General features: G+C 59.5%; 14 protein-coding genes. 2 read left to right on the top strand and 12 right to left on the bottom strand.

Annotated features, from left to right (window positions below; genetic code table 11):
• Positions 1-92: 92 nt before the first annotated feature.
• Both flhB and AB4Z25_RS08615 read left to right on the top strand, forming a co-directional pair.
• Positions 93-1,175, top strand: a complete 1,083-nt coding sequence (gene flhB / locus AB4Z25_RS08620) for a flagellar biosynthesis protein FlhB (RefSeq protein ID WP_112538619.1) — start codon at positions 93-95, stop codon at positions 1,173-1,175.
• Between the two features lie 5 nt (positions 1,176-1,180).
• Positions 1,181-1,624, top strand: coding sequence for a hypothetical protein (locus AB4Z25_RS08615; protein ID WP_442207935.1), 444 nt, complete (start codon positions 1,181-1,183; stop codon positions 1,622-1,624).
• Positions 1,625-1,681: 57 nt separating this feature from the next.
• Here the strand turns inward: AB4Z25_RS08615 and visR are convergent, their stop codons facing one another.
• From visR to AB4Z25_RS08555, 12 genes are all read right to left on the bottom strand, one after another.
• Positions 1,682-2,425 carry a transcriptional regulator VisR gene (gene visR, locus AB4Z25_RS08610; protein WP_112387585.1) on the bottom strand — a complete coding sequence of 248 codons (744 nt, stop codon included), beginning with the start codon at positions 2,423-2,425 and terminating at the stop codon, positions 1,682-1,684.
• A gap of 9 nt (positions 2,426-2,434) precedes the next feature.
• The gene (gene visN, locus AB4Z25_RS08605; RefSeq protein WP_112387584.1) at positions 2,435-3,181 is read right to left on the bottom strand and encodes a transcriptional regulator VisN; all 747 of its coding nucleotides are present in this window, start codon (positions 3,179-3,181) and stop codon (positions 2,435-2,437) included.
• A 583-nt stretch (positions 3,182-3,764) separates the two neighbouring features.
• Positions 3,765-5,459: a flagellar basal-body MS-ring/collar protein FliF gene (fliF, locus tag AB4Z25_RS08600; protein ID WP_112513969.1), complete on the bottom strand. Its 1,695-nt coding sequence runs from the start codon at positions 5,457-5,459 to the stop codon at positions 3,765-3,767.
• 109 nt (positions 5,460-5,568) lie between these two features.
• A complete protein-coding gene (gene cheT / locus AB4Z25_RS08595; RefSeq protein ID WP_112387582.1) occupies positions 5,569-5,958 on the bottom strand; it encodes a chemotaxis protein CheT in 390 nt (129 codons plus the stop codon).
• Positions 5,959-5,974: 16 nt separating this feature from the next.
• A complete protein-coding gene (cheD, locus tag AB4Z25_RS08590; RefSeq protein ID WP_112387581.1) occupies positions 5,975-6,529 on the bottom strand; it encodes a chemoreceptor glutamine deamidase CheD in 555 nt (184 codons plus the stop codon).
• Positions 6,526-6,915: a response regulator gene (locus tag AB4Z25_RS08585; protein WP_112387580.1), complete on the bottom strand. Its 390-nt coding sequence runs from the start codon at positions 6,913-6,915 to the stop codon at positions 6,526-6,528. Before AB4Z25_RS08585 ends, cheD begins: the two co-directional genes overlap by 4 nt.
• Positions 6,915-7,961, bottom strand: coding sequence for a protein-glutamate O-methylesterase CheB (cheB, locus tag AB4Z25_RS08580; RefSeq protein ID WP_112538618.1), 1,047 nt, complete (start codon positions 7,959-7,961; stop codon positions 6,915-6,917). The genes AB4Z25_RS08585 and cheB overlap by 1 nt, the downstream gene beginning before the upstream one ends.
• The gene (gene cheR, locus AB4Z25_RS08575) at positions 7,958-8,869 is read right to left on the bottom strand and encodes a protein-glutamate O-methyltransferase CheR (RefSeq protein WP_112538617.1); all 912 of its coding nucleotides are present in this window, start codon (positions 8,867-8,869) and stop codon (positions 7,958-7,960) included. Before cheR ends, cheB begins: the two co-directional genes overlap by 4 nt.
• Positions 8,866-9,333 carry a chemotaxis protein CheW gene (locus AB4Z25_RS08570; protein ID WP_112387577.1) on the bottom strand — a complete coding sequence of 156 codons (468 nt, stop codon included), beginning with the start codon at positions 9,331-9,333 and terminating at the stop codon, positions 8,866-8,868. The genes cheR and AB4Z25_RS08570 overlap by 4 nt, the downstream gene beginning before the upstream one ends.
• A 4-nt stretch (positions 9,334-9,337) precedes the next feature.
• The gene (locus tag AB4Z25_RS08565) at positions 9,338-11,626 is read right to left on the bottom strand and encodes a chemotaxis protein CheA (RefSeq protein ID WP_112538616.1); all 2,289 of its coding nucleotides are present in this window, start codon (positions 11,624-11,626) and stop codon (positions 9,338-9,340) included.
• Between the two features lie 17 nt (positions 11,627-11,643).
• Positions 11,644-12,009 carry a chemotaxis response regulator CheY1 gene (cheY1, locus tag AB4Z25_RS08560; RefSeq protein WP_003570362.1) on the bottom strand — a complete coding sequence of 122 codons (366 nt, stop codon included), beginning with the start codon at positions 12,007-12,009 and terminating at the stop codon, positions 11,644-11,646.
• Entirely contained in the window at positions 12,006-12,302 is a 297-nt protein-coding gene (locus AB4Z25_RS08555) for an STAS domain-containing protein (protein WP_112387575.1), read from the bottom strand. The genes cheY1 and AB4Z25_RS08555 overlap by 4 nt, the downstream gene beginning before the upstream one ends.
• Positions 12,303-12,314 lie beyond the last annotated feature (12 nt).

The following is a 12,314-nucleotide window of genomic DNA, read 5'->3' as shown; positions in this document are numbered from 1 at the left end:
TGCGCGGTTGATCGTCATGCCCGGGGGGACTACCCTTCGAACATCAGGCCGCGATCTGTCGCGGCCTTTTGCGTTCAGGGAGTGCGGCTGACTTGGCTGACGATGACGACAAGGACAGCAAAACAGAAGCCCCGACAGGCAAAAAGCTGTCGGACGCTGCCGAAAAAGGTAGTACGCCTTTTTCGCGAGAGGTGCCGATCTTTGCCACTGTTCTCGCAACCTATGTCTATCTGACGTTCTACCTGCCGGACGGCATCAGTACGGTCAGCGAGCAGTTACGCGATATTTTCGAGCAACCGGACCAGTGGAAGATCGAAACCGGGCCGGATGCGCTATCGCTTTTTGTGCATCTTGGCTGGGTGAGCGCCGTATTGTTGACGCCGGCCATGCTGCTTTTCATGTCGTTCGGCCTGATCGCCTCGCTCAGCCAGAACCTTCCGAGCCTGGTTCTCGAGCGCATTCGTCCGCAATTCTCGCGCCTGTCGCCGGCCAAGGGCCTGTCGCGCATGTTCAGCCTGCCGGGCCTGATCGAATTCGGCAAATCCCTGTTCAAGGTCGTCATCGTCGGCATCGTCATGTTCTTCGTCCTGAAGAGCGAATATTTCAGCTCGATCGACTCGATGTTCTCGGACCCGCAGACGTTCTTCGATCGGGCCATGACGATCATGCGCAAGATCGTGCTGATCGTGCTCTTTGCAACCGCCTTCGTTGCCATCGCCGACTTCTTTTGGACGCGCCATCACTGGTTCAGCGAATTGAAGATGACGCGCCACGAAGTGAAGGAAGAAAACAAGCAGTCGCAGGGTGACCCCTTCGTCAAGGGACGCCAGCGCTCCCTGATGCGCGACCGCGCCCGCCGCCGCATGATCGCCAATGTGGAGCGTGCGACGATGGTAATCGCCAACCCGACCCACTTTGCCGTGGCGCTGCGCTATGTGCGCGAAGAAAACGACGCGCCTGTCGTCATTGCCAAGGGTCAAGACCTCATTGCGTTGAAAATCAGAGAGATAGCCGAGAAGAACGGAATCCCGGTTTTCGAAGATCCGCCGCTTGCACGCTCCATGTTTGCGCAAGTCTCGATAGATAGTGTCATCCCGTCAGTCTTCTACAAGGCCGTCGCGGAGCTCATCCACCGGGTGTATGCCGCACAAGCCAAGAACAAGCGGGTCAGATAAGTCGAATGAAGAAATGCCCTTACTCCTCGCAGCGTGAAAGAATTCTTGCTGAGGCGATCAGCCCGGTTGCAACGGAGCTTCGGCTTCTTGACGCCTCCGATCTGATTTCGCTGCTGCGATTCGAGTATTACGGCAATCTCGCCGATCTGGTGGCGTCTGCTGCCGAGCTGTTTTTCCATCCAGGCACAGTGAAGTTCGGCCTTGGCGGTAATTACACTCTGGAATGGGGCGGCAAGCCCGAAGTCGTGCTCGATCTGGAGATCAAGCCGCGCGGCGTCACTGTCTACGCACAGCTGACTCTTGCCGAAGACCATGCCGGCATCGAGATCAACCACATCGCCTTCCAGGATCCGTCTGCCGATCCGGACGAGAACACGGCGTATCTGGAGCGCAGCCTCAACGAGTCGCGCTACAACGTGCGTCCGGCGCTTCACGCCCTCGCAGGCTAGTCCTTCATCTGATCGAAACGCAGCCCGGCCGGCATGTTCGCGCCGGGCACTTCTTTCTCAGCTGATGTAGCCGAGGCGGATCGCCTTGGCGATCGCCTGGATGCGGTTGACCGAATCCAGCTTGATCGTCGCCGAGCCGAGATAGGCGTTGACGGTGTGAACCGACAGACCAAGCTTGTCGGCGATCTCTTCGCTGATGCGGCCGTCACCGGCGAGCTGCAGGCAGGCGATCTCGCGTTCGCTCAACGCTTCGGCGACTGCCGCGCGCCGCTCGTCCAGCGACAGGAGGTCCATCATGATATGGCTGCTGCGGCCGTGGAGCTCGATGATCGTATCACTGCCGGGCTCCATGTAGTCGCCGACGAAGACCACGTAGCCGTTACCGTTGGCGCCAAGGCGCACCGGGAACGCCATGCCCGAGAACGGCAGCAGGCCGTCCTTCAGGCGCGTCATGAACGGCGCAAAGGCTGCGGGGCCCGGAGCGGCGCGGTCGTGCCCACCGGCCCATGTCAGCGGTAACAGAGACTTGTCGATATGTTCGAGCAGGACGTCACCGTAGGCATCGACGAAGGCCTTCGCGGCCCCGCTGGATGGTCCCCAGTTCTCAAGCTCGCAGACGAGCCGCTGCTTCGCCGGTACGCCCGATCCGCTGACGCGGTAGACGCCGAAATTCTGTGCGTCGGCCATCTTCTGCATGGCGACCAGGCGCGGAAACAGATCCGAACGGCTGGATACCCTGCTCATCCGCATCGATCTTATCTGCTCTGCATTTCCCATCGTTCTGGTTGACGTCTGCCCCATGTATCCCTCTCAGACCAGACTGTTCCTGACCGCAAATGCAATCGCTTCGGACCGCGTCTTGGTGGCGGTCTTACGCATCACGCTTGTGATGTAGTTGTTGATCGTGTTGCGCGAGATGCCGAGGATCATCGCGATCTCGTCGCTGGTCTTGCCCTCGGCAATCCAGAACAGGCATTCGAGTTCGCGTTCGGTCAGTTCGAAATCGCGGTCGGCCTTGGTACCGCCGCAGCGCAGGAAGCTTGCGAAGTATCCGGCCAGCAGACCAACGTCGCGAAGACGCTCGGGCGACAGGATGAAGCCGTCGTCGAACAGGAACATCAGCGACAGGCGGGAACGCCCGACATTGAAGGAGAGCGAGCAATACTGCCGGCTGGCGCCATCAGGCACATCGGCACTGTCGGGCAGCAGAGCGAAGCTCGGCTGGAAAAGCTGCATCGACTTCTCGAGCTCGGTCGTGCGCGAGTAACCGCCGACGATGGCGCTGGCCAGATCCTTGACGAGATCGAAGGGCCAATCGGAGGAGACAATGAAATCCAACCCCTCTTCCTGCACAAGGTCAGAGCGGGCAAGCAGATAGTGGGAGGCGCCGACATAATCGGTCAGCGTGCGCATCGCAGGTTGCATCCGGCCGGTTTCTGCGATCTCACCGAGCTGTTTGATCAGCTCGTCGCGCGAACACAGGCTAGAGGCCTGAAGGCCAATGAAATTCGCCGTCTGATTTTCGCCCTTAAGCGACTGCAATATATGCATATCCATAGGCAGCGTCCTGCGGCTGAAACCAATCTCTGCAAATGCACTAACTGCGCAGGTCCAACGCCGGCCCACGGCAACCCTTACACGAATCACTCAAGCCTAGGCGAAGCGCTCTAAACCGCCATCTCCGAGTTCTGGGGATTTACTCTTGCCGCATTCCATGCGCTGATTCGCAGGCAGTGGTCGCTCGATTAATTTCTAGTAAAACTAAATTGATTCTCCCCTTGCCGCAACACAATTCGCGCCTTACGCGAGCGAAGAAAAGACCAAAGATCGCACCAATATATAATGTATATCCGTTGAAACGTATAATCATTAACAAAAACTCCAACAACAACTCTAAACATACTTGAAATATCTCCAGATTAACTCTTTCGATATTCTTGTGTATTTCCGCATATCACGCAATCAAGAGTATATGCTTCGCCTGGGGATTAAGGCCATTTTGCCACAATCGGACAAAATGTGTTCTGCTTGCGTCACGGACGCATTCCCCCAAAAAAGGTCAGTCAAGCTGACGGACCGGCATGGGACGACCAACGCATCCTGAGGACAAAGAAAAAGGCCGGTTGCCCGGCCTTTGATCTTACGCGGCGTTGTCGACCGCCCATTTTCTGAGGATTTTCGCAGCGCGCTCCTCGTTGATCTCGACCATTCGCGACAGCTTGCGCTCCGGGCCTTCCTTGACGCGGCGATTGAAGTTGCCGTCGTCGTCGCCGAGGCTGAGAAGATCCTCGGTGCTGTCGAAGCCGAAGTCCGAGCCAAAGCCGTCCATGAGGGCGCCTCCGCCGCCGGCTGCACCGGCCGGTGCGAAATCGGGCAGTTCGAGACCGGCCGATTCCGGCGAGCTGTCGCCGATGACCCCTGCCCCACCGACACCGATCGTGCGAGCCAGCGGACGCATGCCCATCCAGACCACGATAAAGGCGACACCCAGGAAGGCCAGCGAGTTGATGATCGTCGCGAGGTTGCGGCTCAGCATGTCGAGGACGCGGACACCGCCGGAGGTACCATCATCCAGAAGCTGGTTTTCGAGGAAGTCCATTGCCGTCACAGTGACGACGTCGCCGCGGTTCGCGTCGATACCAGCTGCCGACGAGACAATGCTCTTCATTTCAGCGAGATAGGCGTCGATCTTGGCCTGGTCAGCGGGCTCGCCGACCATCTTTGCAATGCGGCCCTTGTTGACGACAACAGCGATGGACAGCTTCTCCATCTTGTAGCTGTTGCGGGTCGTGGCCGTGGTCTTGCTGTTGATTTCGTAGTTGGTCTGCTCTTCCTTCTTATCCGACTTGTCTTCCGACTGCGGACCTGCGGTACCGCCAGCCTCAGGTGCGGCCTGCGGAACGTTCTGCTCGACCGTCGTCGCGTTGTCGGACTGCTTCTGGGAAGACTGGTTGGCTTCCTTGGTGGTGCGGACGGAGCGCTCGACCTTGGATTCCGGATCGTATGTCGTTTCCTGGATCTGCTGCGCGTCGGTGTTCAGGCTTGCCGTGACGCTGGAGCGGAAGTTGTCCATGCCGAGGAAGGGTGCGAGCGCCTTATCGATGTTGGATTCGACTTCCTGCTGAACGTTCTGAACGATGCCGAGAGAACGATTAAGCGAGTTGTTGCCGGCCTCGTCGCCGGACGCCAGCAGCTGTCCGGTGGAATCGAGAATAGTGACGTCATCGACGTCGAGCCCCGGTACCGCCGAAGCGACCAGGTGACGGATAGAGCTCGCAGCGCTTCGACCGGCCGTAGCGCTCGCGCGGATCATAACGGAAGCCGTCGGCTTTTGCTCGGCTTTACGGAAGTTTCCAACCTCGGGCATGACGATGTGGACGCGGGCAGCATTGATGCCCGAGATCGACTGGATGGTGCGACCGATTTCACCTTCAAGCGCGCGAACGCGGGTGACTTCCTGCATGAACGACGTCAGGCCGAGCGAGCCGACCTTGTCGAACAGCTCATAGCCGGCATTGGCGCTGTTCGGCAGACCGCGTTCGGCCAGCAGCAGACGGGCCTTGCCCGTCATACCAGCCGGAACGGTGATGCTCGAGCCGTCGGTGCCGACTTCAAAAGACATGTTGTTTTCGGCCAGCGCCATGCTGATCTGATTGAGATCGGGGCTGTCGAGACCTACGTAAAGGGTTTCCTGGGCAGGCTTGTTAACAAAAAGAGCCGCAGCCAAAACAATTGCTATTGAAAGAACACCTACACCCGCAAGCGCCAGCAAGCGGGTCCGGCCTAGCGAACCGAGGTTCTTCATGACCTGAACTAATTGATTTAACAGATTCATTCTGTTCTCGCACGATCCGTCAAAGACAAAACAGGCTTATTGCCTCATTCCTTGATAGAGACCGAAACTTGTGCGAGCGTTTCGTCAGGGCATGCTTGGAAGGCAGAGACTAGAAAAAGTCGAAGTCGCCTGCTGCCTTGCTGAGAGGCTGAGAATGGCCGTGGCGCGTGCCGCCACCGAGCGCCTTCTGCATCTCTGCGAGCTTCACGAGGCTGAGCGCCGTCGCAACGTCGACGGTCCAGTTCTGCGGGATTTCTCCGGTGATCGTGTCGATGAATTCGGCAAGGCCGCGGGTCTTCTGGACAGCGAGATCGATGCCCTGCATCACCTTCATGCTGTCAGGAGCGTTCAATATGTCTGCGCCGCCGATTTCGAGGAGCTGCGGCTCGATACGTTCAATGAGATAGGCAACATCATGCAGCTCGGAAACGATGCGCATGAGAAGGTCCGGCAACGCCTCCAATGGCGAGGGCGGTTCAATGGGGGCGCTAAAAGTCATATAAAAATCCTCGGTATCAGAAAAACTCGATACTAGTTTCAACCGGTTTCGGCGGAGCAGCAGGACGCTGTTCGAGAGCCACAGTCTTTTGCGTTTCAGCACCAGTCAGCGGGTATTGACGGGCACGGCCGGAAACCGGCCAGAATTCCAGCTTGCGGCCATGGTCGCCGCCGGTGCTGGAACCGACCACGGGGATTCCTTCGTCCCTGAGGAACTGCGCGGCAAAAGCGGCATTCTGCTCGCCGACATTGGAGAAGGTCGAGATGGTCTTCGCCCCTCCAAAGATCTTGGCCTCAAGGCGGTCGCGGCGCGCGCCCTGCTTCAGAAGGCCGTTGATCAGCAATTCCATCAGATGCACGCCGTAGCGCGTCGCATCCCCGCCGGTCATCGGCGTGTTTCCGGTCCCCGGCAGAAGGAAATGGTTCATACCGCCCACTCCTGCCACTGGATCCCGCAGGCAAGCAGCCACGCACGAGCCAAGAATGGTCGTCAGAACCGCGTTCGGATCATTCAAGACTTTCCATTCGCCTTGGATAATGTGGACACGGCGGGCTGCTGCCTCGACTGTCATTTCAGTGCTCCGAACACGGCTTCAATGGCCGCTTTCATCTTTTCGATGGTGAACGGCTTTGCCAGCACGTTGTTGGCTCCGAGGGCTGCGGCCTTCGTGACCAATGCACGGTCGCCCTGCGCCGTCAGGATGATGAATGCAGCCTTCTTGGTGGCCGGGTTGGTGCGCACGGCCTGCAGCAGGCCGAGACCATCCATCTTCGGCATGTTGAAGTCCGAGATGACCAGGTGGTGCGGCTGCTGGGCCATGATTTTCATGCCCTGTTCGCCGTCACCAGCAGAGGTGATCTGCTTGAAACCGAGCTGGGTCAGCGCATCGCTGAGCAGCAGGCGGCTGGTGACCTGATCGTCAACGATCAGAACCTTAATTTTCTCCGCTATCGACATTATTCTGTCCCTTCCTTCCGGGCGGCTGTCATTTTCAGTATTTCTTCGCCGATCGCATTCAGTGGCAGCTGATGCTCAACGGCGCCAAGCTCATAGGCAACACGGGGCATTCCGTAGACCACGCAGGTCTTTTCGTTCTGACCGATGGTGCGCGCGCCGGCATGGCGCATTTTCAGCAGGCCAGCCGCGCCATCGCGGCCCATGCCTGTCAGGATCACGCCGACCGAGTTACGGCCGGCAAGTTCTGCGACGGAATCGAACAGCACATCGACAGAAGGGCGATGGCCATTGACAGGGTCGCGTTCGACGAGCCGGCAGTGCGGCGCCGAGACATTGGCGACCTGCAGGTGTCGTTCACCTCCTGGTGCCAGATAAATCTTGCCAATTTCCAAACGGGCGCCGTCCGTCGCCTCTTCGACCACAGGCGCGCAGAGGCGGTTCAGCCGTTCCGCGAAGCTTTTGGTGAAAGTCGGCGGCATGTGCTGGGTGATGACGGTCGGCGGGCAATTGGCAGGGAACTTCTGCAGAACCGCGATCAGAGCCTCGACACCGCCGGTCGATGAGCCGATCGCGACGATCTTGCGGCCGACGCGGAAATCGGCAACTGCGGGCGGCGCGACGGGAGCCGCGGCCGGGCGCTGGGTGAACTGGCGCTGGGTGCGGGCCGCAGCCTTGACCTTTTCGGCGAGATCGCCGAACGGGCGCAGATCGCCGGGCGCCGGCTTTCCGATGCAGTCGAACGCACCGATCTCGAGGGCCGTGAGGCTCGCCTCGGCACCGCGATGCGTCAGCGTCGATACCATGATCACCGGCATCGGCCGCAGGCGCATGATTTTCTCGAGGAAGTCGAGGCCGTTCATGTTCGGCATTTCGATGTCGAGCGTGACGACATCGGGATTAAGCTTCTTGATCGCCTCGCGGGCTTCAAGCGCATCGCCGGCCTGGCCGATGACGCTGACATCCGGATCGGCGCTCAGCACAGCCGTAATCAGGCCGCGCATGGTCGGTGAATCATCGACGACGAGGACCCTTGCAGGAGCACTCATGCCTTCCTCCCAACACCCTTCGTGGTGTAGCGGTAGGTGGTGATACCGATATTGTCGAAGACATTCTTGGCGTCACCGGACACGCGCTCGGAATGGCCGATGTAGAGATGGCCACCCTCCGGCAGAAGCTCGGCGAAACGGGACCAGATCTTCATCTGCGTCGGCTCATCGAAATAGATCACCACGTTGCGGCAGAAGATGACGTCAAACTTGCCCTTGAAGGGCCACTGCGCCATCAGGTTCAATTCATTGTAGGTGATGAGGCGCTTGACGCGGTCATCGACCTGGAATTTGCGGCGGCCCTGGATATCGACTTCCGAGAACCATTGCTTGCGCATGGCGGGAGACACCGTTTCCAGCGCGCTCTCGTCGTAGGCGCCCTGGCGGGCAATCGCCAGGATCTTCGGATCGATATCGGTCGCCAGAATCTTGAAGTCGTAGTCGGCGATATTGGGCATCATCGCCAGAACCGTCAGCGCGATCGAATAGGGCTCCTGACCATCGGACGAAGCAGCCGACCAGATGCGGACGCGACCGCCCATCTTGGCGCGATGCAGGAGCTCCGGCAGGACATTGTCGCGGAGATGATCGAAGTGATGGTTCTCGCGGAAGAAACGCGTGAAATTGGTCGTCAGATGCGACAGCATTTCACGGCGCGGCGCAGCACCCGAAGGCGAAGCCACCAGAGAACAGTATTCACGGAAACCCGACAGGCCAAGGCTGCGGATATGCTTTGACAGGCGCGAATAGACGAGCGACGCCTTCGTTTCGTTGAGAAAGATCCCCGCGTCCGAGTAGATCATGGCGGCTATCTCCGAGAGGTCGCGGCGGGTCAGCGGATATTCGCCGCTCGCCAGAACCTGGTCAGGACTTCCCTGCCGCACATCTTTTGCACTCACTACGGTCATGCGGCTTCGCTTTCGGCTTCCGGGAAGAGGGCTTCAAGTTCGATAAGGCAGATCATCCGCTTGTCGATCGCCAGGATGCCACGGGCAAACTGGCGCTGGATATCGGATGAGATTTCAGGCGTCGGCTGAATGTTTTCATCCGTCACAGTCAGAATGTCTGACACGGCATCGACCAGCAGACCGACGACCTTCCGTTTGACCTGCGCCACGATAATGACGTGGCGGGCCGACGGTACGGTCGCCCTCATTCCGAGGCGGGCCGACAGATCGATGATCGGCAGGACCGCGCCACGAAGATTGATGACACCCTTCATGTAGCCGGGCGCATGCGGCATTTCTGTCGCAGGCGTCCATCCGCGAATTTCGCGGACCGACATGATATTCACGCAAAATTCCTGGTCACCGATGCGGAAGGCGATGAGTTCGCTATCCCCTTGGTTCAGATTTTTCACGCCGTAGGACATTGTCTTAACCTGCCGCCGCCAAGGAGATTTCTTGCTTCAGGGCCTGGCCGCGCGATGCGCCGACCACCGCATCGACGTCGAGGATGAGCGCCACGCGGCCATCTCCCAGGATCGTTGCAGCCGCGATACCCGGAACGTGGGTATAGTTGGCTTCCAGGCTCTTGATGACGACCTGACGCTGACCCTGGATGGCATCGACCATCAGAGCGCGCTGGCCACCACCTTCGGATTCCACCAGCAGGGCGACACCTTCGACAGGATTTGCCTGGGTGGCGCGGAAGTTGAGGATCCGGCCCACATCCACCAGCGGGCAGAAGGAGTTGCGGATCGAGATCAGGCGATGGCTCGCACCGAAGGAGTGGATCGCAGCGGCTTCCGGCTGGAGCGTCTCGACGATTGCCGTCAGCGGCACGACCAGCGTCTGGCCGGCGACCGTGACGACCATGCCGTCGAGGACGGCGAGCGTCAGCGGCAGGCTCATCGTGAAGACCGAGCCGTGGCCCGGCTTCGAGGTGATGTTGATGCGGCCACCGAGCGCCTGAATCGAGCGCTTGACGACGTCCATACCGACGCCGCGACCGGAGATATCGGAGATCTTGTCGGCCGTGGAGAAGCCCGGCAGGAAGATCAGGTTGTCGATTTCTTCATCCGACAGGTTGGCATCGGCCGGGATCAGCTCGTTGGCAATTGCCTTCTGCTTGACCTTTTCGCGGTTGATGCCGGCGCCGTCGTCGGCGAGTTCGATCAGGATGCGGCCCGAACGATGCTTTGCCGTCAGGCGAACCGTGCCTTCCGGATTCTTTCCGAGCGCCGTGCGCTTCTCCGGGCTTTCGACGCCGTGGTCGACTGCGTTACGGATCATGTGCGTCAGCGGTTCGGCAAGCTTGTCGATGACCGTCTTGTCGACTTCGGTGTTTTCACCTTCGGTGATCAGGCGGATCGACTTGCCGGTCATGTCGGCGATTTCGCGGACGATACGCGACATGCGCTGGAAGACTGGCTTTACCGGCTGCGCGCGGATCGCCATGACCGAGTCCTGGATCTCGCGGGTGAGCTGCTGCAGCTCCTCGAGGCCCATGTTGACGGCAGACGTACCGGTCGCGTCGTTTTCGATGACACTCTGCGAGAGCATCGCCTGATTGATGACGAGCTCGCCGACGAGGTTGATCAGGCGGTCGACGCGATCGAGATCGACGCGGATCGTCTGGCCGGCGCTGGCGGCAGCGGCGTTGTTCTGGGCAGCGGCTGCGGCAGCAGCGCTGGCAGCGGCGGCCGATTCCTTCTTCTCGACGCGGGAGGCGGCAGCAGCCATTTGCGTGACGTTGGAAGCCGTCTCGGCGGCGGCAACAGCAGCAGCGGCATCCGACTTTGCCGTTTCGGCAGGTGCTTCAGCGCCTTCGTCGAGAACGGAGAGATCGAAGGGAACCGGCACCATCGGCAGTTCGTCGTTGGAAGCTTCGGCGGCCTTGGCGTCTTCGACAGGGGTGATCGTCAGATCGCAATCCCACTCGGCAAATTCGAAGACGGTACGGATGGCGTCTTCACCCTTGTCCGTGCGGAGCGTAACGTTCCAGAAGAAATAGGCCGCTTCCGGGTCGATCTCGTCGATGCCGACGAGAGCGTCCGTGTTGCAGTAGATGCTCATCTCGCCGAGGCGGGAAAGATCGCGCAGCAGGAGGGTAGCGTCGTTACCCTTCGAGTAGAGATCCGAGCGCGGCTTGAAGACGATCTCGTAGGCCGGAAGATCGGAACCGGTTTCTTCTTCATCGCCGAAATCGCCGAAGGAGAACGGGATCGGCTGGAAGCCGCTGTCGTCGGTCGGTACGGGCGCTGCAGCAACCGGTGCCGGAACGGGCTTTGCGGCAGGCTTCGGGGCCGGGGCTTCGGCAGCAGCAGCGGCCGACGGCATTTCACCATGCGCCAGCGCTTCAAGTTCCTTCACCAGGCCGCGGCTGCGCGTTTCGTCGACGCTGCCGCCGTCGCGGGCAGCGTTTGTCAGATCCGCCAGAACGTCGGCCGACTTCAGCATGACCTTCAGGACGTCCTGGTTGGGCTCAAGCTTGTTGGAACGAACGCAATCAAGTGTAGTCTCGAACACATGGGCGAAGGCGACGAGATCGTCCAGACCGAAGGCGCCAGCGCCGCCCTTGATCGAGTGGACGGCACGGAACACCGCGTTGACGGTTTCCGGATCGCGATCGCCATCATTCAGTTTCAGCAGACCGGATTCCAGTTCGGCGAGCTGTTCCTCGCACTCCTGAAAAAAGATCTCTTTGATTTCGTTCATATCCATAGGAGAAGTTCCTGGGTTTAAGCGGTTACACGCTCAATGGCATCGATCAACTTGGCAGGGTCGAAAGGCTTGACGATCCAGCCTGTCGCACCGGCCTGGCGGGCACGGTTCTTCTTTTCAGCGTCGCTCTCGGTGGTCAGCACCAGGATCGGAATCGCACGGTACTTTTCGTTGCGGCGAACGCCTTCGATGAAGCCAAAACCGTCGAGACGCGGCATGTTGATGTCGGTGACGATGACGTCAGGGTTGGATTCTTCGAGGACTTCGAGGCCCTCGACGCCGTCTTCCGCCTGGATCGTCTCGAAGCCCGCATTGTTGAGCGTCACGAGAAGCATGTTTCGGATCGTCCGTGAGTCATCCACGGTAAGCACTTTTTTCTTCATTGCCGGATCTCCTTGGCAAGCAGGTGGTCTACATCGACGCCGACCAGCTGCATGGTTTTTTCGAATGCATCAGACATCTTCGAGAAGCTGAACGACAGCTTGTCCTGATCCCAGGTCTTCTCTGCTGCCAGCAATACCTGCGTGCACAGACCGCCGACCCGCTCGACGCTGGACGCATCGATAACGATGTCGCTACCGCGCATTGCCAGAAGCTTGTCGCGCAGTGGCGCCGCTTCATTGAGGTCGAGTATCGCTGCAAGATTAAGCGTCTTGCCGCTCTTCTTCGCTGCCATCAGCCTGTCCTT

Source organism: Rhizobium sp. RAF36 (assembly GCF_052114105.1).
GTDB lineage: Bacteria > Pseudomonadota > Alphaproteobacteria > Rhizobiales > Rhizobiaceae > Rhizobium.
Note: the sequence above shows the minus strand (reverse complement) of the source record. Positions and strands in the feature narration are given on the sequence as shown.

Bases quoted from the DNA above. Each gene is read 5' to 3' on its own strand.
- AB4Z25_RS08565 (WP_112538616.1), bottom strand. From the start codon at position 11,626: ATGGATATGAACGAAATCAAAGAGATCTTTTTTCAGGAGTGCGAGGAA.
- fliF (WP_112513969.1), bottom strand. From the start codon at position 5,459: ATGAATCTGTTAAATCAATTAGTTCAGGTCATGAAGAACCTCGGTTCG.
- AB4Z25_RS08585 (WP_112387580.1), bottom strand. From the start codon at position 6,915: ATGTCGATAGCGGAGAAAATTAAGGTTCTGATCGTTGACGATCAGGTC.
- AB4Z25_RS08555 (WP_112387575.1), bottom strand. From the start codon at position 12,302: ATGGCAGCGAAGAAGAGCGGCAAGACGCTTAATCTTGCAGCGATACTC.
- visR (WP_112387585.1), bottom strand. From the start codon at position 2,425: ATGGGGCAGACGTCAACCAGAACGATGGGAAATGCAGAGCAGATAAGA.
- cheR (WP_112538617.1), bottom strand. From the start codon at position 8,869: ATGACCGTAGTGAGTGCAAAAGATGTGCGGCAGGGAAGTCCTGACCAG.
- visN (WP_112387584.1), bottom strand. From the start codon at position 3,181: ATGGATATGCATATATTGCAGTCGCTTAAGGGCGAAAATCAGACGGCG.
- AB4Z25_RS08615 (WP_442207935.1), top strand. From the start codon at position 1,181: ATGAAGAAATGCCCTTACTCCTCGCAGCGTGAAAGAATTCTTGCTGAG.
- cheD (WP_112387581.1), bottom strand. From the start codon at position 6,529: ATGACAGTCGAGGCAGCAGCCCGCCGTGTCCACATTATCCAAGGCGAA.
- AB4Z25_RS08570 (WP_112387577.1), bottom strand. From the start codon at position 9,333: ATGTCCTACGGCGTGAAAAATCTGAACCAAGGGGATAGCGAACTCATC.
- cheT (WP_112387582.1), bottom strand. From the start codon at position 5,958: ATGACTTTTAGCGCCCCCATTGAACCGCCCTCGCCATTGGAGGCGTTG.
- cheB (WP_112538618.1), bottom strand. From the start codon at position 7,961: ATGAGTGCTCCTGCAAGGGTCCTCGTCGTCGATGATTCACCGACCATG.
- cheY1 (WP_003570362.1), bottom strand. From the start codon at position 12,009: ATGAAGAAAAAAGTGCTTACCGTGGATGACTCACGGACGATCCGAAAC.